Below are 23715 nucleotides of genomic sequence, written 5' to 3' on the forward strand. Positions count from 1 at the left end.
CGGCGGCCGCCGTCGGATGTTCCCCCATTGGAAGAACATCCGACGGCGGCCGCTTGGCTTTTAAGCGTTGGGCACCCCGGTTAAGCGTTGGTTCCAAGGGCGGGCGGGTCAGCGGCGTTCAGCGAGCGCCTTGACGTCGGCCAGGAGCTTGTCCCACATGGCTTTCGAGTGCGCGGCGGCTTCCTCGGTGGGGTTCCTGTCCTGGGCCAGTGTCAGCCGGGTGGCGCCGCCCTGGTCCTCGAGCGTCCATTCGAGTGTGTGGTAGTTGTCCGGCTCGTCCTCCTGGCCGGACAACGGGCTGAAATGGGTGTGGACCAGTTTCCGTCCCGGTTCAACCGCCAGGATTTCGCCTTTGTCCTGGTACGCCTTTCCTTCCCACTCGCCCTGCCAGGTGATGGGGCTTCCAACGTTCCAGTCGGTCTCCAGCGTGGTCCCGAACATGAACTCCTTTACGGCAGCCGGGTCCGTGATCACCTCCCACACCCGCCCAGGACTTGCGTTGATGGTGGTGGCGGACGTTGCCACATGGTTCTCCGCCATGGCTCAGGCTTTCCTGGCCGTGAAGAGCAGGTACTCCCATTCCATCTGGAAGGGCACATCACCGTGGGCGTCGCCGAACGAGTCCGCCAGCTCCGTGAGGGCCTGGTCCAGTGCCTTGACCTTGTCCTGGTCCTCGCCCAGTGATTTGTACACGGAGATCATGGGGCCGTAATGGGACTTGAAGTACCTGACGAAGTCCGCGGGCTGGTGGAAGCTCTTGACCGCCAGGTTCTGCTTGCGGGTATGGATTTCGGTAACCCTGTCGCCCAACAGTTCGCGGACATGCTCCTCGCTCCCCCACAGCGGCGCCGGCTGCGCACCCGGCGGGGGCGGTGGAGCGAACGGCTTCATCGCGGTAAACATCTGCCCGATGAACCCTTCCGGCGTCCAGCACAGCAGCCCTATGGACCCTCCCGGCTTGCACACCCGGAGCAACTCGTCGGCCGCCGCCTGGTGGTGCGGCGCGAACATGACGCCGATGCAGGACATCACAGCGTCGAACTCTGCATCGCCGAAGGGCAGGGCTTCGGCGTCGCCTTCCTGCCACTCCAGGCTGACGCCGCGGTTTGCGGCTTCCCGGCGCCCTGCCTCGAAAAGCTCGGGGGTGAGGTCGCTGGCCACCACTTTGGCACCCATCATGGCTGCGGGAATGGCTGCATTGCCGGTTCCTGCCGCCACGTCGAGGACCCGCTGGCGCGGCCTGATACCGGAGGCTTCGACGAGGACGGCGCCCAGTTCCAGGAGCATCTCATCGGCGAGGGCCGGGTAGTCACCTGACGCCCACATGGCCCGGTGCTTCTTCTTCAGCTCCCGGTCAGCGTCCATCACGTCGGTCTGGTTGTCCATGTCCGTGCCCCTCTACGTGTCCGTTCAAAATGGGCGACAGCACACTGTTGGCACAGCGGAGGCTGCGATGCGACTCATTGTGGACGCGATACAGGCCGCTGTAAAGGCAGGATTGCGGCTGGGCGCCCGGGTCAGGCAGGCTTGCGCGCCCTGGTGGCCTTGGCCGCAGGCTTTTCTGCGGTCTTGGTTCCAGTGGACTTGGTGTCCGTGGACTTGGCCGCTGATTTAGACGCTGTTGATTTGGACGCACCCGATTTGGCGGCCGTTGACTTGGAAGCCGTCGATTTGGCTGCGCTCGACTTGGCGGCAGCGGTTTTCGGAGCCGGGGACTTCGCGGACGCTTTCCGCGCCGGTTTGGCGGGCTCGGCCTCCTCCTCCCCGGTATCTGCTTCGTCGTCGGAAGTCCCCGTGGCAGCGGCCTCGCCGCCGCCACGCTTCCTGTCCAGGCTCCGCTTGAGGGCCTCCATCAGGTCGATGACCTCGCCCTTGCCGCCCTCACCGGCTTCGACGCCGAAGGTCTCCTCCGTGTCCAGCGATTCACCCTGTTCGAGCTTGGCCTCGATGAGCTGGCGGAGCTGCACCTGGTACTCGTCGGTGAAGGACGTGGGGTCGAAATCGGCAGCCATGGACTCCACCAGCGCCGCGGACATGTCCCGTTCCTGGGCGGAGATCCTGATGTCGGCGTCCAGGGCGGGAAAGTTCGCCTCCCGTACCTCGTCGGGCCAGAGAAGGGACTGCAGCACCAGCACGTCGTCCTTGATCCGCAGGGCCCCCAGCCGGGTTTTCTCCCGCAGCGCGAACTGGACGATGGCCACCCGGTCCGTGTCCTCCAGGGCCCGGCGGAGCAGCACGTAGGCCTTGGGCGACTTGGAGTCCGGCTCCAGGTAATAGCTCTTCTCGAACATCATGGGTTCGAGCTGCTCAGACGGGACGAACTGCACCACCTCGATCTCGTGGCTGTTCTCCGCGGGAATGGACTTGAGTTCATCCTTGGACAGGACCACCGTGCGGCCGTCCTCCTCGAACGCCTTCTCGATGTCCGAGTAGTCCACCACCTCGCCGCACACTTCGCACCGGCGCTGGTAACGGATCCTGCCGCCGTCGGCATTGTGAACCTGGTGCAGACTGATGTCATGATCCTCAGTGGCGCTGTAGACCTTGACGGGCACGTTGACCAGCCCGAACGCGATGGCACCTTTCCAGATGGCTCTCATTCATACAGTCAACATCAGAGCGGGCCGGAGGTGAAGCCCCGTGGCCGGGAGTAGGGAACGTGTCCGGGTAGCGGGGCGCGAACTGACGCTGACCAACCTGGACAAAATCATCTATCCGGAGACCGGCACCACCAAGGCGGACGTGCTGGCCTACTACGCCGCGGTGGCCCACGTCCTGATCCCGGCGGCGGCCAACCGTCCCGCCACGCGCAAGCGGTGGGTCAACGGCGTGGGCACCGCGGACAAGCCGGGTGAGGTGTTTTTCCAGAAGGACCTGGAGGATTCAGCGCCGGGCTGGCTGCCACGGGCGGCGATCACCCACAAGGACCGGACCATCTACTACCCGTTGGTCAACGACGCCGCCACCCTGACCTGGTTCGGCCAGATCAACTCGATCGAAATCCATGTACCGCAGTGGCGGGTGGATTCGCATGGCAACCAACTCAACCCGGACCGGCTGGTGCTCGACCTGGACCCGGGCGAGGGGGCCGGGCTGCCCGAATGCCGCGAGGTGGCCCTCCTGGCGCGGTCCATCCTGCAGGATGTGGGCCTGGACCCGGTGCCGGTCACCAGCGGCAGCAAGGGCATCCACCTCTACGCGGCGCTGGACGGGACGCAGACCTCTGAGCAGATCTCCGCTTTCGCCCGGGAACTGGCCCGGGCCCTTGAAGCGGACCACCCGGACCTCGCCGTCAGCGACATGAAGAAGTCGCTCCGTGCGGGAAAGGTACTGGTGGACTGGAGCCAGAACAACGCCGCGAAGACCACCGTGGTCCCCTACTCACTGCGGGGCCGGCCCACGCCCCTGGTGGCCGCACCACGGACCTGGCGGGAAATCGCATCCCAGGGGCTCAAGCACCTGGACTACCAGGAGGTCCTGCGCCGGGTGCGCGACGGCAAGGACCCTTTCGCCGCCGTCGTCAATGCCGGGGCCCGTGCCGCAGCCGGCGCTGCGGAAGGCGCTGACGGCACTCCCGACGGCGGCCCCGGCCAGGGGGAGGCATCCCACGACGGCGATCCCCGCCTGGGCAGGTACCGTTCCATGCGCGATCCCAAGGCAACGCCCGAGCCCTTCGCGGGCATCCCGGCCGGTGGCAACAGCTTTGTGATCCAGGAGCACCACGCCAGCCGGCTGCACTACGACCTCCGGCTGGAACACGAGGGTGTCCTGGTGTCGTGGGCCCTGCCCAAGGGCATTCCGGAGTCCGGGGCCAAGAACAACCTGGCGGTCCAGACCGAGGACCATCCCATGGACTACCTCACCTTCCACGGCACAATCCCCAAGGGACAGTACGGGGCGGGCGTCATGACCATCTGGGACACCGGCACGTACGAACTGCACAAGTGGATCAACGGAAAGGAAGTCATCGTCACCCTGACCGGGTCGGAGGGCGGCGGCCTTGGCGGGACCAGGAAGATCGCGCTTATCCATACGGGCCGCGGACAGGGCAAGGACGCCGAGAGCCAGTGGCTGGTCCACCTGATGGACCAGGAGCATCAAGGCGGACGACGGCGGCACGCGGCCCCGGCAGCGACGGAGCCGTCGCAGGAAGCAGGCGCAGTGGACCCTGCACCGGCCGCCGCGCCTGCTGAAACTGTGGACCCTGCCAACGGCGCTCCCGCAGACCCACTGGAATACCAGCCCATGATGGCCACCTCCGGGAACACCAGTGACCTGCAGGGCAGCGCATGGCAGTACGAGCTCAAATGGGACGGCGTCCGGGCCATCCTGGTGGCAGACCGGGAGAGGGTCCGGATCTTCTCCCGCAACGGCAACGACGTCAGCCGCACCTATCCCGAGTTCACGGACCGGGCCTGCTGGCCGGAGCACCCTTTCGTGGCGGACGGTGAGATCATCGCCGTCGGGCCCGGCGGGAAACCCGACTTCGGCCTGCTGCAGGGACGGATGAAGCTGACCCGGGCCGCCGACGTCGCCAAAGCCCGCACCACCATCCCGGTCCAGCTGATGCTGTTCGACCTGCTCTTCGACAACGGAGAAGACCTCCGGCGCAAGCCGCTCAGCACCCGGCGGCGCCGGCTGGAGGAATTCTTCCGCCCGTCCGGCTGCCCCGTGGAACTCTCCATGGTGCTGGACGAACCTGTGGACCTCCTCATGGAAAGCGCGCAGGAGCTTGGGCTGGAAGGAATCATGGCCAAGCGGACGGACAGCCGCTACGTGAGCGGCCAGCGGACCCGGACGTGGATCAAGCTCAAGACAGAACAGACCCAGGAAGTGGTGGTGGGCGGCTGGCGGCCGGGAAAGGGCGGACGCCAGGACACGGTGGGGTCGCTGCTGGTGGGAATTCCCGACGGCGACAAGCTGCAATACGTCGGCAGGGTGGGCAGCGGTTTCAGCATGCGCGAACTCACGGAACTGCGGCAGACGGTGGAGCGGCTTGGCCGGAAGACGTCGCCGTTCCATGACGTCCCCCGCCCCGACGCCGCCGACGCCCGCTGGGTCTCGCCGGAACTCGTGGGCGAGGTGACCTACGGCGAATGGACCGGGCCGGGCAGGCTGCGGCATCCCCGGTGGCGCGGCTGGCGCGTGGACAAGGACCCGGCCGAAGTGGTTCGGGAAGCCTGACCCGGGTTTTCGACGCGCCAACCACCCCACGACGCGCAAATTACCTGGCGCCCGCCAGATTTCGGGGGCGCCAGGTAATTTGCGGGTCGACGGCGGTTTTAGGTGCCGGTTACTTTAGGTGCCGGTTACGAGGAGTGCGGCATCTGCGGCCGGCCGGTGCGGTGGACGGCGGTCACGGCCGCCTCATGTCCCATCCGGCCATGGCCGGCAGCCCGGTCCTTGGGATGCCGGCGCTTCCCGTAGCCGTCCGGCCATCCACTTTGCTGCTCCATCGGGCCGGTGCCCATGACCGCAGGGCCCGGGGCCACCGGCGCATCCATGGCCGCCGCAAGGTGGTCCGCCACCTCGGGGTTGATATGGAACTGGTTGGACTGTTCACCCATTGTGGTTCTTCCCTTCTTTCCTTCGTTCTTCCTTGAAACGAAACGCCAACGAAAAGCGTCCGGGCGCGCGCGGACTGTTACCCGGAAAGAGGTGTGTTCATCGCTCTACCATAGGCATGCCACGGGGTCCTGTGAACCCCCTCCAAAGGCCGTGGCCCCGGTCACTTTCGCGGCCGCCATCACCCAAAAATGGGACCTGAAACGGTTCCGGACGGAAAATTTTTGGTAACACCGCCGTTGATCAGCGTGCTTCCCAGTAATGGCGCGGGAAAACGCGGCACAAAAAATTGCGGAATCCCCCCTGGAGTGGCCCAAAAGGGCGCACTCTACGCCATTGAACTGCCGGCGCGCTACAGAAATCCCGTAAAATTGAAGGCCTGCCCAGAGCGGGGCAGCTACAAGTCGCAAGCAAATGACCTCCATAGGAGTTGCCCAAATGCCCACAGACCGAAGCAGGACCGACTCTCCAGCAGGCGCCAGGAACGCCAGCGGAACAGACCCGGCAGCCCCCGTGGCTGCCAAGAAGCCCAGGCTGCTGCCGCGCCGCCGGCTCAAGGAATCAGATGTCAACGTGGTGGACCAGCCCATGCTCAAAAAGGCACTCGGCGGAACCATTGTTGGCAACACCATGGAATGGTACGACGTAGGCGTCTTCGGCTACCTCATCACCACCATGGGGCCGGTATTCCTTCCCGAGTCCGACCCCACCACCCAGACGCTGTTCCTGCTGGGAACCTTCGCCGCCACCTTCATCGCCCGCCCCCTGGGCGGCGTCATCTTCGGCTGGCTGGGCGACAAGGTGGGCCGCCAAAAGATCCTGGCCACCACGCTGATGATCATGGCGGCAAGCACCTTCGCCGTCGGCCTCCTGCCCGGGTACGCACAGATCGGGCTGTGGGCCGCCGCGCTGCTGGTGCTCCTAAAGGTCGTCCAGGGCTTTTCCACCGGCGGCGAGTATGCCGGTGCCACCACGTTCGTGAGCGAATACGCGGCTGACAAGCGCCGCGGCTTCTTCGCCAGCTTCCTGGACCTGGGCAGCTACCTCGGCTTCGCCATTGGCGCCGCCCTGGTTTCCGTCCTGCAGCTCACGCTTGGCCAGGACACCATGGAGGACTGGGGCTGGCGCATCCCGTTCCTGGTGGCAGGTCCGCTGGGCCTGATCGCCGTCTATTTCCGGAGCAAGATCGAGGAATCGCCGCAGTTCCAGGCAACCCTTGATGCCCAGGAAGAAAACGCCAAGAATGCATCCGCCGGAGACACCGCGACGGCCAAGGGACCTGTGGGCATCGTCAAGGCCTACTGGCGCCCCATCATCGTTGCCATGGTGGTGGTGGCCGCTGCCAACACCGCCGGTTACGCCCTCACCTCCTACATGCCCACCTACCTGACGGAGTCCAAGGGCTACGACGAAGTCCACGGCACGCTGCTCACCATTCCGGTGCTGGTGGTCATGAGCCTGTGCATCCCGCTGACCGGCAAGCTGTCCGACCGGATCGGCCGCCGTCCGGTGCTCTGGATCGGCGCCGTGAGCACCATCGTCCTGGCTGTTCCCGCATTCATGCTGATCGGCATTGGGCAGATCTGGTCCACCCTTGCAGGGCTTTCGCTGATTGCCTTCCCCGTGACCTTCTACGTGGCCAACCTGGCCTCGGCCCTGCCGGCACAGTTCCCCACGTCCAGCCGCTACGGAGCCATGGGCATTGCCTACAACTTCGCCGTGGCCATCTTCGGCGGGACCACGCCGTTCATCGTGGCAGCCCTGATCAGCGCCACGGGCAACGACATGATGCCTGCCTACTACCTCATGGCAACCTCCCTGGTGGGCGCCATCGCCATCTACTTCCTGAAGGAATCCGCCAACCGTCCCCTGCCGGGCTCCATGCCCAGCGTGGACACCCAGGCGGAGGCGAAGGAACTGGTGGCCACCCAGGATGAGAACCCGCTGATCGACCTGGACGAACTGCCGTTTGAAACCCAGGACGGCATCGACGCCCAGGCTGGCCGGAAGGTTCCGGCGGGAGCATAATCCCGCCGGCCGCCCGGGCACTCTTGTAGCCCACGCTCACAGGCCCGTCCCGCGTGTTTCCTTGGGGGAAGCACGCCGGACGGGCCTTGGCGTTCCTGCCGGATGTCCAAGTGTGACTGCCGGCAATATGACTCCGTCCGGTGCCGGTGATACGTTCCCAAAGGCCCCCGGGCCGCTGCAGGACAACAGGACAGGACAGGTCGGGAAAATGAAGCGCGTCATGGAACAGGTCCGCGCGCTGCACCGGCTTGAACCTGCCAACAACGACCATCTTGCCGCCCTGCGCGTGGCCCTCAGCGTGGCGGTCCCGTCGCTGCTCCTGCTGGCCGCGGGCCGGACTGACCTCATGATCTACGCCGTGTTCGGCGCATTGACCGGCATGTACGGCCGGTCAGAACCCCACCAGCTGCGGCTCCGGCATCAGGGCCAGGCCGCCCTGGTGCTGCTCACCGGGGTAGCCGTGGGGGTGACGCTGTCCATCAACCACATCCACTCTTGGTGGCTGGTGGCGGTGGAAGCCACGCTGGCTGGAGTGGGCTCGGTGTACTCGGACCGGGTACACCTGAAACCGAACGGGCCCTTCTTCGGCATCCTTGCCCTGGGTGCCTGCGCCTCCGTTCCCACCACAGTCCCCTGGTACGCCGCCATACTCATCGCGGGCGGGTCCGCGCTCTTCTCCATACTGATCGGCTTCAGCGGCTGGATGCGCCGGAGGGCCTGGAAACCCGGCGCCACCAGGAGCGTGCCGGCCCGCTCGTCGGCGGGACGGCGCGAACTGGCCGTCCACGCTGCCAGGTACGTCCTGGCCGTCGGTGCTGCCGGGACCGTGGGGGTCATCAGCGGCAGCGGCCACCCGCACTGGGCCATGGCCGCAGCCGCCGTACCGCTCGCCGGCGCAGACCTGCCCAGCAGCGTCCGGCGCGGTGTCCACCGCATCGTGGGGACGTTCCTTGGCCTGGCGGTTACCGCCGTCGTCATTCTTCCGGGCCCCTGGGCGCTCGCTGCGCTCTACCCCGCCTTTGAGGAGCCGGCGCACCACGCCACGGTGCTGGCCCTGCTGGTCATCCTCTTCCAGTTCGCCACCGAGCTGTTCATGACCCGGCACTATGGCTTGGCGATGGCCTGGTTCACGCCGGTCATTCTGCTGATGACCCAGCTGGCCTTCCCTGCCGAACCGCAGGTCCTGATCCTTGAGCGAGCGGTGGAAACGCTGGTGGGCGCACTGCTGGGGATCCTGGTGGTGGTGGCTGTCCGCCGCCCCGGCGCCCGCACGCCTGCCGCGTTCCCGGCGCTACTTCGGTTTCCGCGCCGGCCCCGCCATTAGCCGCGCCGGAGCAACCTTGGCCACCGCTGCCACCACCTTGTAGCGCTTGGACGGGATGGACACGGCCTTGCCGCGCTCGTTATCCGCCAGCCCTTCACGGACCACCCGATCCGCCCGCAGCCACGTCCAGGACGGGGCCACGGACTTGTCCATCCCCATCCGGTCGTGGAACTCGGTGTGGGTGAAGCCGGGGCAGACCGCCGTGACCTTGATGCCCCGGCTGCGGTAAGCCAGGTTGGCCCACCGGCTGAAGCTCACCAGCCAGGCCTTGGCCGCCGAATACGTGCCGCGCGGCAGGAACGCCGCCACGCTGGCCACGTTGATGATCCTGCCCTGCCCGCGCTCCAGCATGCCTTTGAGCGCCGCATGTGTCAGCACCATGGCCGTTTCCGTGTGCAGCTTCAGGTGCTTCTTCTCCTCTGCCGCGTGGTTGTCCTCGAAGTTGTGCAGCAGGCCGATCCCTGCGTTGTTCACCAGGATTCCCACCGGGCGGCTGGTGTCTTCCAGGCGTTCGACGACGGCGGCAACGTCGTCATCGTCCGTCAGGTCTGCGGGAAGCACCTCAGCCGTGATTCCGTACCGGCGACGGAGGTCCTCTGCTGTTTCCGCCAGCCGGGACGCGTTGCGCGCCACCAGGACCAGGTCATGCCCCTGGGCGGCAAGCTGCCTGGCGAATTCGTGGCCGAGCCCGGCGCTGGCCCCGGTGACGAGTGCTGTGGTTCGGGAGGTGGTAGGCGTCATGCTGCAAGCCTAACCACGGGATGGACAACCACTGTATGGGCGGCCCTGACTTGTGCATTATTTAGTAAGCATGCTTTGCTTATGGCGTAGATGAACCTCCGCAAGCAGTTCGCGGCGGGGCTGCCAACGCCGGCGGTTCCGTGAAAGAAGCCCAAGGAAGAACATAATGACCACCGCACCGGAAAACCAGCTGACGGCGTTTGGGGAACGCAGCGAGGCAGCTGGGCAGCTCTTGGCCACCACCGTACCCGTGGACGCCGGGCTGCTCATGACCCTGAATTCCCGCATGCACTGCCGCATGCCGATGCAGCGCGTAGACCATGCGGAGATGCCGGTCCGGGAGCCCGTTTACGTCGACGGGAACTCCATCGTTGCCCTGCGGCCCGGGTCCGTCCCGGAGAGCGTAGTCACCTACCGGTGCGCCTGCGGCTTCACCATCGACGATCCCGGCGCCGCCATGCCCGTCACCGACCAGGCCCTGGCCAGCTAGTTCCGCTCAGCGTTCCGGCCAGTCGACGAATTGGCCGTAGGCTTCGTGCTTGCGGAGGTAGCTGGAGATGAACGGGCAGTGCGGAATGATGCGCTTACCGGTGGCCACCACGTCGTCCAGGGCAAAATGCGCCAGGACCTTGCCAAGGCCCTGGCCTTCGAACTCCTCGCCGGTCTCGGTGTGGGTGAAGTCGATGTGCCCGGGAAGGTCGCGGAAGAAGGCCTTGACAGCCAGCCTTCCATCCACCAGAAGCTCATACCGGTGCTCGGCGTCATTGCGCTGCAGCGAGACATTGGCGGTGAAGGTGTCCTCCGTGGACGCGGTGTTCTCGGTCATGGTTCGACACTGGCACTACTTCACGCCGCTGGCAATGCCCCTTGGGCCCCTCTTCCCCGGACCCCGCTTCCGGCCCCCGGGGACGGCTCTCCGCCGCCGCAGCGGCAAACCGCCCAGCAGGAGGATCGCCACGGCGAAACAGACGGTACCCGCTGCCAGCAGGCCCAGTGAGAGGCCGTTGAGGGCGGCGTCCGCCACGGGAATAAAGACCACCACGACGGCGGCCCCGGCGGCGGCGGGCCTGCAGCGGAAGGCCTGGGGCGCCGTCGTCCGTTCCTCCAGGCGGCCAAAGGCTGCGGTCGCCGGCAGGAGCAGGAGGACCAGCGCAAGGACCACCAGCGGGCGCGACCACCACCATCCAGCGGTACCGGACGACGGTTTGGGGACCGGCGTCAGGAGCAGCAACCCGGACATGGCGCCCAACAGGGGCAGGTGCCACAGGTAGACCGTCAGCGACCTGGCACCCGCCAGCTGCAGGAGCCGGGCGATCCAGCGGATCCCGGCGAGGGGTGCCAGGACGGGCCGCGCCAGTTCCATCACCGCCAGCTGGGAAACGCCCAGGATCACCAGGGTCAGGTTGGGCGGGTTGAGGTTGACCAGCATGTTGCCGCGGTACAGGCCCAGCCCCGTCACCAGCCCCAGCAGCAGATGTGCCGCCACCGCGACGCCCACAAGTCCGGAGCGGGAGAGCGGGGCCAGGTAGCCATCGGCGGCCAGGAAACCCAGCTGCTGTACGGCGCACCACACGAACACCAGGTTGACATTGGCAAGGTCCGGCAACGCCCCCCTGAAGCAGTCCACGGCAACCACCAGGCCGGCCAGCAGCGCAAGGGTCAGCCAGGGCGCGCGGTGGTGGAGCGCCGCCAGGACTGGAATGTTCAACTGCGCCGCGAGGTAGGCTGCCAGGAACCACAACGGCATGCCCGCCCCGGTGGCCACGAGTTGGACCACCTGCCGGTCCACGCCCAGCGCGGCTGCCGCGGACAGGCCCGCCACCATGGTTGCCAGCAGCGCCGTGGCCGGGCGGACCAGCCGCAGGAGGCGCGCACGGATGAACTGGGCCGCCGTCCCGCCGCCTGCCTTGAGCCGGCGCCAGGATTGCAGGCCCGTGATGCCGCCGGTGACGAAGAACAGAGGCATCACCATGAAGATCCAGATGACGGGCTCGAACCAGTCCTGCTCGGCCAGGGTGTTCTCGGTGGTCACGGTCCCATCAGGGTGCAGGACCGGGCTGACCATCATGGAGTGCCCCACCACCACCAGGACCAGGCAGACCAGGCGGACAAGGTCGATGGCCGGATCACGGTCTGCCGTGTCCGTTCCGGTTACTGTCCCCCGCGTCCCGGCGCTTCCCATGGGGGCCTATAAGGACTTGACGCTGCCCATGCCACCATTGTGCCCCCGGCGGCCGCGCGGATTTAAGGACTTAAGCCGGTTGTGGATCCTTACTGCAGCGTTGCCAGGAGTCCCAGCACGACGGCGACCAACGGTGTGGTGCCCTGCGTCAGGGCGGCGCGGAGGTACTTTCGCCCGGTCAAGGCCAGGACGGCGGCCGCCAGCAGCATGGAGCCGCAGCAGCTGAAGATGAGCGTCCACCCTGCCACGTCCTGCGCCGATCCCGGGCCGCCAAGCGCCACGAGTCCTATGCCGATGAATGCCCCGATGGCCAGGAACAGGTTGTAGAAGCCCTGGTTGTAGGCCATGGGCCTGGTGGTCTCGGCATCGGACTGGGAGGCCAGGCCGAAGCGCTTCCAGGTGGCAGGACGTGTCCAGGTAAGCGACTCCATGGTGAAGATGAAGACGTGCAGCGTGCCGGCAAGGAAGGCAAAAAGAAGGGAGGCCAGGACCATTGCTTGATCCTAGCCTCCCTGTGGGGTCCGCCAATCCAGCGGCGGCGCCTGCTGCGACGTCAGCGTGCCAGCGTGGCCAGCGTGGTGGCGGCAAAGCCCTTGGCCGACCGGTTCCAGGTGGCCAGCAGGCCCTGCAGGTTCTCCCCGTCCGCGCGGTGGGCGGGAAGCTGGTCCTGGAGGGTGGCCAGCACCCCGGTCCGGAGCTCGGTGTTGAAGTTGACCTTGCCCACGTTCATGGCCGCAGCCTTGACGAGCTCCCCGGAGGGGATGCCGGAGGCGCCGTGCAGGACCAGCGGAATGTGGACCCGCGCCGCGATGTCCTGCAGCACGTCCCAGCGCAGCCGCGGCTCACCCTTGTACTTGCCGTGGACATTTCCAACGGCCACTGCCAGCAGTTCCGCACCGGTGCGGGCTACGAAGTCCTCCACCTGCGCCGAGTCCGTCAGTCCTGCCACGTCCACGCCGGACTGGCCGGCCGGCTGCTCGGCCGAGAAGGCACGGTCCTCGTCGCCTGCAAGGCCGCCCAGTTCCGCTTCCAGCACCACGTCGGCGCCCAGCAGGGCCCGGGCCGCCCGGACAAGTGAGATGTTCTCCTCATACGGAAGTGATGAACCGTCGGCGAGGACGGAATCCGCCCCTGCCGCGACGGCGTCGGCCATGACCTTGAGGTCGGAGGCGTGGTCGAGCTGCACCGCGACAGGCACCGCGGCAGCGTCGGCCAGGCCGCGCAGCGCCGCGATGAGCCGGAGTCCGTTTGCGGTGGCGGCGGTTTTGGGTGCCACCAGCAGGATTACGCCCCGGCCGGATTCCTCTGCGGCGCCCACCACGGCCAGCGCGGTGGTGAAGTCGTAGCAGGTGAAAGCGGGTACCGCGGAACCCTGCTGCAGGGCGGAGGTGACCAGGTGGTCCAGTCGGGTCTGCATCAGGCGCCCAGTCCTCCCACCAGGATCCAGGCCACAAAGGTCAGCGCGAAGCCGGCCAGGCCCAGGATGGTGGTCAGCACGGTCCAGGTCTTCAGGCCGTCGGAAACGGTGAGCCCGTAGTAGCGGACCACAACCCAGAAGCCGGCGTCCGTCACGTGGGACAGGCCCAGGGCGCCGAAGCCGATGGCGATCACGATCACGGCGATCTGCGCCGGGCTGTAGCCGCCGCCGCTGACCGCTGCGGACAGCAGGCCGGTGGTGGTCACGATGGCCACCGTGGCTGAACCCTGGGCCGCACGCAGCGCCAGCGAAATGATGAAGCCAAGGAGCAGCAGGGGTACGCCCAGGGTGTCCAGGGTCTTGGAGAGCGCCGAACCGATACCTGAAACCTGCAGCACGTTGCCGAACACGCCGCCGGCGGCCACCACCATCAGGATGGAGGCGATGGGAGGCAGGGAGCCTTCGAAGATTTCGCCGGTTTCCTTGAAGGACCAGCCGCGGCGGACGGCCAGCAGGAAGAAGGACAGCGCTACTGCCACCAGCAGCGCCAGGAAGGGGTTGCCAACGAAGGCCGCCAGGCCATACAGGGGGTGGGACTTGGGGAGGATGAGGGTGCCGGCGGTACCCAGGAGGATCTGCACGATGGGCGCGGCAATCAGGAAGATGATCAGGGCCGGCCGGGGAGGTGCGATGGCGGCGGCACCGGGGCCGTCGTGGCCCACCTTGACCAGCGAGTCGGAGCCGAACTCCTCCACCTGGGCCTTGACGGCGGGCAGCAGTTCGTAATCCTTGCGGTTCATGATGGCGGCAACCCAGTAGGACAGGAACCCCAGCGGGATGCAGATCAGCAGGGAGATCAGGGCGATGAGTCCGATGTCGGCACCGAGCACGCCCGCACCGGCCACAATCCCGGGGTGCGGCGGGACTGCCACATGGATAGCGAGCATGATGCCGGCCATGGGCAGGCCGAACTTGACCGGGTGGACCTTGGCGATCTTCGCGAACGCGTACACGATGGGCACCAGCACGATGATGCCGACTTCGAAGAAGACGGGGATGGCCACCAGGAAGCCGACGGCGGTGAGCGCTACGGCCACCCGCCTGGCGCCCAGCTTGCGGGTGAAGTGGTCCGCAAGGGACTGGACGCCGCCGGACACCTCGATCATCCGGCCCAGCACGGCGCCAAGCGCAATCAGGATGGCCACCTTGCCCATGGTGCTGCCCACGCCGCCGGACACCACCGTGAAGATGTCCTGCAGCGGGATGGTGGCAGCCACGGCAACCAGGATGCTGACGGTAAGCAGGGCCACGAAGGCCTGGATCTTGAAGCGGATGATCATCACCAGCAGGATGGCAATGCCCACCGCCGCGATGGTGAGCAGTACCGGGGTGCCCAGCTCAACGGCGGGCTTGATGGCCGGGGCGTCGGCCGCCCGCTGTATCAGCGGGGTCATGAGGTGGTTCACGGGAAAATGTCTCCTTTGACGTGCCGTCCGGGGCAGACGGGCATCAGGTCTTACGGCGGGGATGGAACGCTGCGGAACAAAGCCGGCAGCGCTGGAAGGTACGACGACGGCGGAGGGGGGACCGCCGTCGTCGCACCGTTTGAGGGCCTACTGCCGGGTAGGCCTACTTGGTGCGCTTGGTGGGCGCAACGACCTTGATGACGGCGGAGTCATCGGCGGCGGCGAGTCCCTGGGCCTGGCCCAGGAGGTAGAGCTGCTCGGCGGCGGCGGCAACGGGGGCTGCCAGGCCGGCGGCACGGGTGGCCTTGCCCACGATGCCCATGTCCTTGACGAAGATGTCCAGGCGGGACAGGACCTCGGCGCCGTCCTCGTCGTAGGCCTCAAGGATGCGGGGGCCGCGGTTGGAGAGCATGAAGGAACCTGCGGCACCGGCTTCCAGGGCGGCGAGGGTCTTGGCCTGGTCCAGTCCCAGCGCGTCGGCCAGGGCCAGGGCCTCGGCCGCAGCGGCGATGTGCACGCCGCACAGGAGCTGGTTGACGGTCTTCAGGGCCTGGCCGTCGCCAGGGTTGTCGCCCACCACCGTGAGCGTGGAGGCCAGCAGGTCCAGGGCCGGGGCGGCCTTCTCGCGGGCTTCGGGGGAAGCGCCCACGACGATCAGCAGGTCACCTTCGCCGGCGCGTTTGGGTCCGCCGGACAGCGGGGCGTCCACCAGGTCCACGCCGTATTCGGCCAGCTTGGCCACGGTGGCGGGAATGGCGTCCGTGCCCACGGTGCTGCCGAGGATCACGACGGCGCCCGGCTCGAGAACGGAGGCCACGCCGTTCTCGCCGAAGAGGACGTCGTTGAGCTGTTCGCCGTTGCGGACGGCCAGGAGGACTGCGTTGGCGCCCTTGGCGGCTTCGCGTGCCGTGGTGAAGGTGGCGATGCCGGCTTCTTCCGCCAACTTGAGGCGGGGCTCGGCGATGTCGAAGCCGTGGACGGTCAGCTGGGATGCCAGGCGGGTGGCCATGGGCAGGCCCATGGCGCCAAGGCCCAGGACGGTGACGGTGTAATTGCTGGTCATGGTGTTCTCCATTGAATTCTTGCGGGAATCAGGGTTCGTGCCGGGTGGGGATCAGAAGGTGTTGCTGAGTTTGCGGGTGACCTGGGCCAGGGAGTCGTCGTCGCCAACGTTGCCGGCGAACACGATGTACGGGATGCCCTTGGCAGGTCCGTCCACCGGTTCCCAGAGGCTGACGATGCCGGGCAGCATGGGGCCGCGGACAATGGCGTGGCGGATTTCCAGGCCGTGGGCCGCGACGTCGGAGGAGGTGATGCCGCCCTTGGCGATGACGAACCGCGGCGGGAAGGTCTTCAGGGTCCGGTTGACCACGTCCACGACGGCGGCGGAGACGGTCCGGGCGATCCGCAGGCTCTCGGCGGGGTCGTCCGTCTTGATGAGCAGGCGGCTGGTGTGGACGATGACGTCACCGGCGCGGAGGGCGTCGACGACGGCGTCCACCGTCTGGTCCAGGTGCGCCTTGGCGTCCGGTTCGGCGCCGAGGAGCTTTTCGACGTCGATCTCGATGATGCGCGCGGAGCTGTGCTGGGCCGTGAGGACGTTCAGCTGCCGGGTGGTGAGGCCAACATGCGAGCCCACCACGATCAGGCCGCCCGCCTCTGACGGGGTGTTGCCGGCATAGGCCTCTTCGGCCGTGAGCGCGGTGCGGATTTCCTGGCCGATGCGGCCGCGGACGAATGGGGGGCCGACGCGGTAGAGGAGGTTCTTGCCGCGGCGTTCCGCTTCTTCAAGGCCCAGGGCCAGTGCCCGGAAGTCGTTCTCGGTGACGATGTCGGCCACGATGGGCGTGGAGTCGGTGGCCGGCTCGATGGCATCGGCAATGGCCTTGGCGGAGATGGCCGGGTCCTGCGCGGCGGCGCCTGCACGGATGATGTTCAGGTCCAGGACGATCACGGAGTCTGCGGGGAACCTGCCCTGCGACTTTTCCGCCACGTAGTCGGCCATGACGGATGTGCTGAAGCCGAAGGAGGCGTCCCTGGCGAACTCGGTCTCGGAGACGGGGACCAGGGTGCCCTTGGCGTCACCGGTGCCGCGCATGTAGTGGACGCCGCCGATGGTGAGCCGGCCGGCGTCGGGGAATGCGGGAACCAGGACAACGCCGTCGGTCTTTTCCCCGCTCACTGCGGCAACAGTGGCTGCGATGACGTCCGGTTCCAGCGGGTAGTGGCCCCGGAGGGTGGAGTCGCTGCGGCTGACGAAGCCTAGGCGCAGGCCGGAACCTGCTGCTGCCAGGGCGTTCCGGACCACTTCGCCGTTGCGGGCCGCGGCCTCTGCCGGGTCGAGGCTGCGGGTGTTCGTGAGGACGTAGACGGCGGGCTTGTCCTGGCCGAAGGCCCAGGTGAAGTCCTCCACGTCCCAGCGGGTGAGAACGGGCAGGTCCGCCACGGACTGCGTGCCGGTGGGGTCGTCGTCGAGCACTACCAGGACACGGGGAACCTCCGCGTTGGAAGCGGCCAGCGCGCCGGCAACCAGCCCGGCGGGGATCTCCATGTCAGCCGGGTAGGCGGCCAGAACGTCTGCTTCAAGCGTCACAGTGCACTCCGTTGTGTAGCGATCCGGGCGGACGGATCCTGATGTAAGGGTAACTGTAAGATGTCTGACATCTTGCATTTGAATGTTAGTGTGGCACACGGCATACGGACGCGCAAGTACACTTGTCTGACATATCCGCCAGGCGTCGGCCGGGCACAGGGATCGGGGGGCAACATGGCACGGAAGTCACTGGTAGGCGTGGTGGCGGACGAACTGCTGGACCGCATCATCGAAGGCGAGTTTCCACCCGGTTCCACCGTTCCCGGCGAGCACGAACTGAGTGCCCGCCACGAGGTCAGCCGAATGACCGTCCGCGAAGCCATGAAGACGCTGCAGGCCCAACGCATCCTGAGCGTGGAGCGGGGCCGGGGAACATTCGTCAACCCGTTGAGCCGCTGGGCTTCGCTGGAAGCCGTGCTCCGGGCCGCGTCCGAGGGCAAAAATGATGCAGACGCCTCCATCCAGCTCATCGAACTCCGCCGGATGCTCGAAACGGGAGCCTGCGAGCTTGCGGCCGGACGGATCGCCGAGGAGGACATCAAGGCCCTCTTCAACTACATCGCGGCAATGAAGGCCGCCCACAGCATCAACGACGTCGCGGCCTTCGTGGAGGCAGACCTGGCCTTCCATGACGTCATCCTGCACGCATCCGGGAACGTCTTCGTATCGGTCCTGTTCGAGCCGCTGCACCGCGTGCTGGAAAAGCGCCGGACTGAGACCTCTGCCGTTCCGGCAATCCAGGAGCACGCCATCGGCCATCACCAGAACATTGCCGAGGCCCTGGAGTCCCGCGATGCAGCCCGGTCACGCCAGGCCATGGACGCCCACATGCAGCAAACCCTCGACGACCTGAAACAGCTGGTGCTGGAAGCCAAGTAGCCGGCGCGCGGACAGGGTCTGTTCAACGCTCCTGCAGTCCCACTAGGCTTCAGGGACGGCCCGCAACCGGGAGCAACGATGATCACGAGGAGCGAAGTTGTCCAACCACACGTACAGCATTTCTGAAATTGTCGGCACCTCCACCCAGGGCGTGGATGACGCCGTCCGCAACGGTATTGCCAAGGCATCCCAGACCCTGCGGAACCTTGACTGGTTTGAGGTCAAGGAGGTCCGCGGCCACCTGGAGGACGGGAAGATCGCAGACTGGCAGGTCACCATCAAGATTGGCTTCCGCCTGGAAGAGCACTGACTTAAGCAACTGACCCGCAGCCATCGTCGCAAAACCTGGTTTTAACGACGGTGACTGCGGGTCAGTTCTGCTTTAAGGCGCCCTAGTTCGCTGTGCCCTGGCTGCGCCGCCGCCAGACTGTTGGGACGCCGTCGAACGCGGGGAAAACGTGGCCCTCAAAGAAGGACAGGACCGTGTGCGGATCGAGGTCCGGGCTCCAAAGACCCGAAACCGGGCAGTGCGAACCGGTGGCGGTGGAAGCGGCGCCGGCGGACGCCTGGCGCTCCTTCAGCAGGGCGATGCGTTTCATCGTTGAGACCATCCTGGGTGTGAAGACTGGGCAGGGAAAACGTGTACTCCCACCCTAGGAAACGCCTGGTCAACGGCCAATGGGCGGCTGGCCAGAATCACCGCCCTTCGCTGGACGAATGTACAGGAGCACGGCGGCTTTCAGCCCGCTTCTCCGCTTTCGCCCACCGCCGCGGGGTCGCGGTCCGGGCGGACGTCCGTCCCCGCGCCAAGGCTGCCCAGCAGGGCAAGGGCGTCCGACGACGGCGATCCCGGCCGCGCGGAGTACACCCGCAGCGTCTGGTCAGGATCCTCCGGCAGGACAAGGTTTTCGAAGTTCAGCTCCAGGTCCCCTACCGCGGGATGGTGCAGCCGGACGGTGCCGGCCGAGCGGGTGGCCACCCGGTGCCCGGCCCACCACTGGCGGAAGTGTTCACTGTGGACCGCGAGCTCGCCCACCAGGTGGCTGGCCTGGGGGTCGTTGGGGTGCCGTCCCACGTCCAGCCGAAGGGATCCCGTGGCCTCCGCCGCGACCGTCTTCCAGTCCCTGAACAGTTCCCGGGCTGCGGGGTCCAGGATGGTCCAGCGGGTCAGGTTCCGCTCCGCGGGCGGCAGTGCAGGGAAGTACGTGAACAACAGGAAGGCCATCCGGTTGCCTGCAAGGACATCGCTGCGCCGGCCCAGCACCATCGCGGGCACCTCCCCCACGGCGTCGAGGAGCTGGCGCAGCGCCGGGCGGACACCCTGTGCAGTGTTCGCGCCGGGTTCGCGGGGAGCGCCGGCGCAGTTCTCCAGCAGGTCCAGCATGTGCGCCTGTTCGCTGCTGTCCAGGCGCAGCGCCCTGCCCACTGCATCCAGGACCGTCCGCGAGGGGTGGATGTTCCGCCCCTGCTCCAGCCGCACGTAATAGTCGGTGCTGACGCCGGCAAGCCGCGCCACCTCCTCCCGCCGCAGCCCCGGAACCCTTCGGGCCCCGGTGCTGGGACCCGTCCCGGCAACGTCCGGGCTCAACCGGGACCGCATGGCTTTGAGGAACTTTCCGAACTCCGCGCTTTGACCCATGCAGACCATTCTGCCTGCGATGACTGCCCTCCTCTACAACGAAGGTAGGACTGGCAGTCCTAGGAAAAACAGGAACAGCTTTGCCTGCTGACTTGATGGCGAAAAGTGCATAGGCTCGGGAGTGAGCCGGTGGAAACCGCTTTCTGGACGGCGTCGTACCCCGCACCATCCGGCCCTAAATCCCAGCACCAGACTTTCCAAGGAGCACACCATGTCAGAGCTGACCCCGAACCTGACCCTGAATAATGGCGTCACCATCCCGCAGCTTGGCTTCGGCGTCTTCCAGGTCCCTCCGGAGGACACCCAGCGGACCGTGGAGGACGCGCTGGAAGCGGGCTACCGCCACATTGACACCGCCGCGGCCTACCGCAACGAGGCAGGGGTGGGGGCGGCACTTGCCGCCACCGGGATAGCACGTGAGGACATCTTCGTCACCACCAAACTCCGCAACGGCGAGCAGGGCCGGGCGCAGGAAGCGTTCCAGAACAGCCGCAAGGCACTGGGCCTGGACTTCATCGACCTCTACCTCATCCACTGGCCGGTCCCCTCACAGGGGCTCTTCGTCCAGGCCTGGAAGGAGATGGAGCGGTTGTACGAGAACAAGGAAATCCGCGCCATCGGCGTCTCCAACTTCCTCTCCGACCACCTCGACACACTGCTGGAGTCGGCTGAAACCGTTCCGGCCGTCAACCAGATCGAACTGCACCCCAGCTACCAGCAAGCGGACCTCGCAGCCAAGTGCCGGGGCCTGGGCATCGCGGTGGAGGCCTACAGTCCGCTGGGGCAGGGCGGGGACCTGAACGTACACGCCGTCACGGCAATCGCCAATGCCCACAACGCCACGGCAGCCCAGGTTGTGCTCGCCTGGCACCTTGCCGGCGGAAACATCGTCATTCCCAAGTCGGCGAACCCGGACAGGATCCGGGAAAACTTCGCAGCCTCGTCCCTGCAGCTTTCCCAGGACGAACTGGCCGCCATCACGGCACTGGAGTCCGGTGCCCGCATCGGGTCCGATCCCGCCGTCGCCGCCTTCACCCAGATGTAGCGTCCGGCAACCCAGCCGCCGGAACGCTCCGCCACCGAAAGGATTTTCCATGCAGTACACGCACCTTGGCCGCTCCGGCCTGAAAGTTTCCCGCCTCTGCCTGGGCACCATGAACTTCGGGCCTCAGACAGAGGAAGCGGACGCCCACAGCATCATGGACTCCGCGCACGGGTCCGGCATCAACTTCTTCGACACCGCCAATGTGTACGGCGGTGCAGACCACCGCGGCTGGACCGAGGAAATTATTGGGCGCTGGTTCGCCAAGGGTGGCGAGCGCCGCGAACACACGGTGCTGGCCACCAAGCTGTACGGCACCATGACGGACCGGCCCAATGAATCCAAGCTCTCGGCACTGAACATCCGCAGGGCCCTGGATGCGAGCCTCAAGCGGCTGCAGACCGACTACATCGACGTGTACCAGTTCCACCACATTGACCGTGATACGCCATGGGACGAGATCTGGCAGGCCATCGAAGTTGCCGTCCAGCAGGGGAAGATCCTCTACTCGGGCAGCAGCAATTTTGCCGGCTGGCACATCGCCCAGGCCCAGGAAGCAGCCCGCCGGCGGAACTACACCGGCCTGGTCAGCGAGCAGTCCATCTACAACCTGTTCATGCGCCAGGTGGAACTTGAAGTCATCCCGGCGGCACAGCAGTACGGCCTTGGCCTGATCCCCTGGTCGCCCCTGCAGGGCGGCCTGCTGGGCGGCGTGCTGAAGAAGGAACGCCAGGGCGTGCGGCGCACCGAAGGACGGGCGGCCGAAACCCTGAAGAAGCACCAGGACCAGATCCGCCAGTACGAGGACTTCGCCGATGAACTGGGCCATGAGCCCGGGGACGTTGCCCTGGCGTGGCTCCTGCACCAGCCTGCCGTGACCGCCCCGATCGTCGGCCCGCGCACACAGGAACAGCTGGACGCCGCCATCCGCGCCCTGGACGTCTCCCTCGATGACGACGCGCTCAAGCGGCTGGACGACATCTTCCCGGGACACCGCACGGCGCCGGAAGACTACGCGTGGTAACCCCGCCTGTTGCCGATACGGTGGCGCCGCGGAGCATTCTCTTCATCGGGGGCACCGGCGTCATCAGCACCGCGGCGGCGGAACGGGCCGTCGCGCTCGGCCACCGGCTGACCATCCTGAACCGGGGCCGGTCCACCCGGCCGGTCCCGGACGGGACCGAAGTGCTGCACGCGGACGTCCGGGATGCGGCGTCGGTCCGGGAGGTCCTGGGAGGCAGGGAGTTCGACGCCGTCGCGGACTTCATCTCCTACACCCCGGACCAGGCGCAAACAAGCATGGGCCTGTTCCGGGAGCGGACCGGCCAGTTCGTCTTCATCAGTTCCGCCTCCGCGTACCAGAAGCCGCCCACCAGGCTGCCCATCCTGGAGTCGACGCCGTTGAAGAACCCCTTCTGGCAGTACTCCCGGGACAAGATCGCGTGCGAGGAACTGCTTTTCCGGGCCTACCGGGAGCAGGACTTCCCCCTGACGGTCATCCGGCCGTCGCATACCTACGACCGCACCAAGATCGCCATGGTGGGCGGCTGGACGGACATCCACCGGATGCGCAGCGGCCTCCCCGTCATGGTCCACGGCGACGGCACCTCGCTGTGGACGCTGACGCACAGCAAGGACTTCGCCAAGGCGTTCGTCGGGCTGCTCGGAAGGCCGCAGGCGGTGGGCGAGAGCTACACCATCACCTCTGACGAGTACCTGCCCTGGAACCAGATCTACCGGCTGTTCGCCCGGGCAGCTGGGGTCCGCGAGCCGGAACTGGTGCACGTGGCGTCCGAGACCATCGCCGCCCATGACCAGGAACTCGGTTCCAACCTCCTGGGCGACCGGTCCCATTCGGTGGTCTTTGACAACGCCAAGATCAAGTCCCTGGTCCCGGACTACACCGCTACCATCCCGTTCGCGGACGGGGCCCGGGAAATTGTGGACTGGTACGACAGCCACCCGGAGCTGCAGCAGGTGGACGAAGCCTATATGCAGCTTTCGGACAAGCTCACCGGCTGGTCCCGCCAGGGCGCCTGAGCCTGCGTCGCCGGTATCGCTGGGGCCGCCGCATCCAGCGGCGGGCCAGCGATGCCTGCCGGCTGTGCTAATTTCGGCGCATGACGTTGCCCCCTTCCGAACAGCCCGTCGATAAGCCTGTCGCCGCCGCCATCGCGCTCCTGGCCTCGCAGGGTTTCGATGCAACGTCCGTTGAGGAGCTTGCCGAGGCCTCGGGCATGAGCCGGAGCACGTTCTTCCGACGCTTCGGGTCAAAGGAGGACGTGGTCTTCGCCGACCACGAACGGATCCTGCGCCAGGTGAATGACCGGCTCGCGGAATCCAGGCTCGAGCCCCTGGCCGCCGTCGCGGACGCGGCACTGCTGGTCTTCGAACACCATATGCGGAACCGCGATACGTCCCGGGCCCGGTATGAACTGCTGCAGGCGGTTCCGGCCCTCAGGGACCGCGAGCTGGTCACGTCGCACCGGTACGAGCGGGCATTCCTGAAATACTTGAACGACAGGCTTCCGGACGACCAGCGGAGCGGATACAAGGCCGTGGCCTTCGCCGCAGCCGTGGTGGCCGTGCACAACGCCTTCCTGCGGCAGTGGTTGCGCGCCTCGCCCGGCGCCGGGGAAACCGACGATGGGGACCGGGAAAGGGCTGCAGCCCTCGCGGCCGAACTTCGTGCCCTCTCAGAAACGTTCCGGCCTGCACTCCTTGGTGCCGCCGCCACCGCCCAACCCGCGCCGACCGTCGTCGTCACCGTTCTCCCGGGCCAGGCCGGCAGGGAGGCGATCGCCCAGGCCGTCCTCGACGCCCTTCCCTAGTCCGCTGC

Annotated in this window: 24 protein-coding genes; 10 read left to right on the forward strand and 14 right to left on the reverse strand. The window is 66.8% G+C overall.

Features of this window, described 5'->3' with window-relative positions; all coding sequences use genetic code 11:
* Positions 1-108 precede the first annotated feature (108 nt).
* From AC3ANU_RS20500 to ku, 3 genes are all read right to left on the reverse strand, one after another.
* Positions 109-540 carry an SRPBCC domain-containing protein gene (locus tag AC3ANU_RS20500; protein WP_056391037.1) on the reverse strand — a complete coding sequence of 144 codons (432 nt, stop codon included), beginning with the start codon at positions 538-540 and terminating at the stop codon, positions 109-111.
* A gap of 3 nt (positions 541-543) precedes the next feature.
* Positions 544-1386 (reverse strand): class I SAM-dependent methyltransferase, encoded by an 843-nt coding sequence (locus AC3ANU_RS20505; RefSeq protein WP_018769654.1) that lies wholly within the window; start codon positions 1384-1386, stop codon positions 544-546.
* Positions 1387-1517: 131 nt separating this feature from the next.
* Positions 1518-2600 (reverse strand): non-homologous end joining protein Ku, encoded by a 1083-nt coding sequence (ku, locus tag AC3ANU_RS20510; protein WP_488315173.1) that lies wholly within the window; start codon positions 2598-2600, stop codon positions 1518-1520.
* A gap of 40 nt (positions 2601-2640) precedes the next feature.
* On the opposite strand from ku, the gene AC3ANU_RS20515 reads away from it, so the two are divergent.
* Positions 2641-5184 (forward strand): ATP-dependent DNA ligase, encoded by a 2544-nt coding sequence (locus AC3ANU_RS20515; RefSeq protein ID WP_488315174.1) that lies wholly within the window; start codon positions 2641-2643, stop codon positions 5182-5184.
* A gap of 125 nt (positions 5185-5309) precedes the next feature.
* Here AC3ANU_RS20515 and AC3ANU_RS20520 read toward each other — a convergent pair whose 3' ends face one another.
* Entirely contained in the window at positions 5310-5567 is a 258-nt protein-coding gene (locus tag AC3ANU_RS20520) for a hypothetical protein (RefSeq protein ID WP_018769651.1), read from the reverse strand.
* Between the two features lie 436 nt (positions 5568-6003).
* On the opposite strand from AC3ANU_RS20520, the gene AC3ANU_RS20525 reads away from it, so the two are divergent.
* Together AC3ANU_RS20525 and AC3ANU_RS20530 are read left to right on the forward strand one after the other, a co-directional pair.
* Entirely contained in the window at positions 6004-7593 is a 1590-nt protein-coding gene (locus AC3ANU_RS20525) for an MFS transporter (protein WP_223993553.1), read from the forward strand.
* Positions 7594-7801: 208 nt separating this feature from the next.
* The gene (locus tag AC3ANU_RS20530; RefSeq protein ID WP_488315175.1) at positions 7802-8917 is read left to right on the forward strand and encodes an FUSC family protein; all 1116 of its coding nucleotides are present in this window, start codon (positions 7802-7804) and stop codon (positions 8915-8917) included.
* On the opposite strand, the gene AC3ANU_RS20535 is transcribed toward AC3ANU_RS20530, so the two are convergent.
* A complete protein-coding gene (locus AC3ANU_RS20535; protein WP_018769648.1) occupies positions 8885-9658 on the reverse strand; it encodes an SDR family NAD(P)-dependent oxidoreductase in 774 nt (257 codons plus the stop codon). The genes AC3ANU_RS20530 and AC3ANU_RS20535 overlap by 33 nt on opposite strands.
* 166 nt (positions 9659-9824) lie before the next feature.
* Between AC3ANU_RS20535 and AC3ANU_RS20540 the strand changes: the two genes are divergently transcribed.
* The gene (locus AC3ANU_RS20540; RefSeq protein ID WP_018769647.1) at positions 9825-10148 is read left to right on the forward strand and encodes a hypothetical protein; all 324 of its coding nucleotides are present in this window, start codon (positions 9825-9827) and stop codon (positions 10146-10148) included.
* Positions 10149-10154: 6 nt separating this feature from the next.
* On the opposite strand, the gene AC3ANU_RS20545 is transcribed toward AC3ANU_RS20540, so the two are convergent.
* The 7 genes from AC3ANU_RS20545 to AC3ANU_RS20575 all read right to left on the reverse strand — a co-directional run bounded on the left by AC3ANU_RS20545 (position 10155) and on the right by AC3ANU_RS20575 (position 17316).
* Positions 10155-10484, reverse strand: a complete 330-nt coding sequence (locus AC3ANU_RS20545; RefSeq protein WP_488315176.1) for a GNAT family N-acetyltransferase — start codon at positions 10482-10484, stop codon at positions 10155-10157.
* 15 nt (positions 10485-10499) lie between these two features.
* Positions 10500-11840, reverse strand: coding sequence for an acyltransferase family protein (locus tag AC3ANU_RS20550; RefSeq protein ID WP_018769645.1), 1341 nt, complete (start codon positions 11838-11840; stop codon positions 10500-10502).
* Positions 11841-11929: 89 nt separating this feature from the next.
* On the reverse strand, positions 11930-12334 hold the full coding sequence (locus AC3ANU_RS20555; RefSeq protein WP_018769644.1) for a DUF1304 domain-containing protein: 405 nt from the start codon (positions 12332-12334) through the stop codon (positions 11930-11932).
* A gap of 59 nt (positions 12335-12393) precedes the next feature.
* Complete coding sequence (locus AC3ANU_RS20560) at positions 12394-13257, reverse strand: class II fructose-bisphosphate aldolase (protein WP_134166060.1); 864 nt, start codon at positions 13255-13257, stop codon at positions 12394-12396.
* Entirely contained in the window at positions 13257-14723 is a 1467-nt protein-coding gene (locus AC3ANU_RS20565) for a GntP family transporter (RefSeq protein WP_134166059.1), read from the reverse strand. The genes AC3ANU_RS20560 and AC3ANU_RS20565 overlap by 1 nt, the downstream gene beginning before the upstream one ends.
* A gap of 163 nt (positions 14724-14886) precedes the next feature.
* On the reverse strand, positions 14887-15786 hold the full coding sequence (locus AC3ANU_RS20570) for an NAD(P)-dependent oxidoreductase (protein ID WP_018769641.1): 900 nt from the start codon (positions 15784-15786) through the stop codon (positions 14887-14889).
* 51 nt (positions 15787-15837) lie between these two features.
* A complete protein-coding gene (locus AC3ANU_RS20575) occupies positions 15838-17316 on the reverse strand; it encodes a four-carbon acid sugar kinase family protein (RefSeq protein WP_018769640.1) in 1479 nt (492 codons plus the stop codon).
* 174 nt (positions 17317-17490) lie between these two features.
* Here AC3ANU_RS20575 and AC3ANU_RS20580 point away from each other — a divergent pair, with 174 nt between their 5' ends.
* Both AC3ANU_RS20580 and AC3ANU_RS20585 read left to right on the forward strand, forming a co-directional pair.
* Entirely contained in the window at positions 17491-18195 is a 705-nt protein-coding gene (locus AC3ANU_RS20580; RefSeq protein WP_018769639.1) for a FadR/GntR family transcriptional regulator, read from the forward strand.
* 97 nt (positions 18196-18292) lie between these two features.
* Positions 18293-18505, forward strand: a complete 213-nt coding sequence (locus AC3ANU_RS20585; protein ID WP_018769638.1) for a dodecin — start codon at positions 18293-18295, stop codon at positions 18503-18505.
* Positions 18506-18587: 82 nt separating this feature from the next.
* Here AC3ANU_RS20585 and AC3ANU_RS20590 read toward each other — a convergent pair whose 3' ends face one another.
* Together AC3ANU_RS20590 and AC3ANU_RS20595 are read right to left on the reverse strand one after the other, a co-directional pair.
* Positions 18588-18794: a hypothetical protein gene (locus AC3ANU_RS20590; RefSeq protein ID WP_018769637.1), complete on the reverse strand. Its 207-nt coding sequence runs from the start codon at positions 18792-18794 to the stop codon at positions 18588-18590.
* Positions 18795-18934: 140 nt separating this feature from the next.
* The gene (locus tag AC3ANU_RS20595; RefSeq protein WP_488315177.1) at positions 18935-19834 is read right to left on the reverse strand and encodes a helix-turn-helix transcriptional regulator; all 900 of its coding nucleotides are present in this window, start codon (positions 19832-19834) and stop codon (positions 18935-18937) included.
* A 211-nt stretch (positions 19835-20045) separates the two neighbouring features.
* On the opposite strand from AC3ANU_RS20595, the gene AC3ANU_RS20600 reads away from it, so the two are divergent.
* The 4 genes from AC3ANU_RS20600 (at position 20046) to AC3ANU_RS20615 (ending at position 23707) form a co-directional block, all read left to right on the forward strand.
* Positions 20046-20879 (forward strand): aldo/keto reductase, encoded by an 834-nt coding sequence (locus tag AC3ANU_RS20600; protein ID WP_488315178.1) that lies wholly within the window; start codon positions 20046-20048, stop codon positions 20877-20879.
* Positions 20880-20928: 49 nt separating this feature from the next.
* Positions 20929-21900: an aldo/keto reductase gene (locus tag AC3ANU_RS20605; protein WP_056391073.1), complete on the forward strand. Its 972-nt coding sequence runs from the start codon at positions 20929-20931 to the stop codon at positions 21898-21900.
* Positions 21894-22916: an SDR family oxidoreductase gene (locus AC3ANU_RS20610; RefSeq protein WP_488315179.1), complete on the forward strand. Its 1023-nt coding sequence runs from the start codon at positions 21894-21896 to the stop codon at positions 22914-22916. Before AC3ANU_RS20605 ends, AC3ANU_RS20610 begins: the two co-directional genes overlap by 7 nt.
* An 80-nt stretch (positions 22917-22996) precedes the next feature.
* Positions 22997-23707 (forward strand): TetR/AcrR family transcriptional regulator, encoded by a 711-nt coding sequence (locus AC3ANU_RS20615; protein WP_488315180.1) that lies wholly within the window; start codon positions 22997-22999, stop codon positions 23705-23707.
* Positions 23708-23715: the final 8 nt, after the last annotated feature.

The sequence above is a fragment of the Arthrobacter sp. SDR-2R genome, assembly GCF_057747955.1.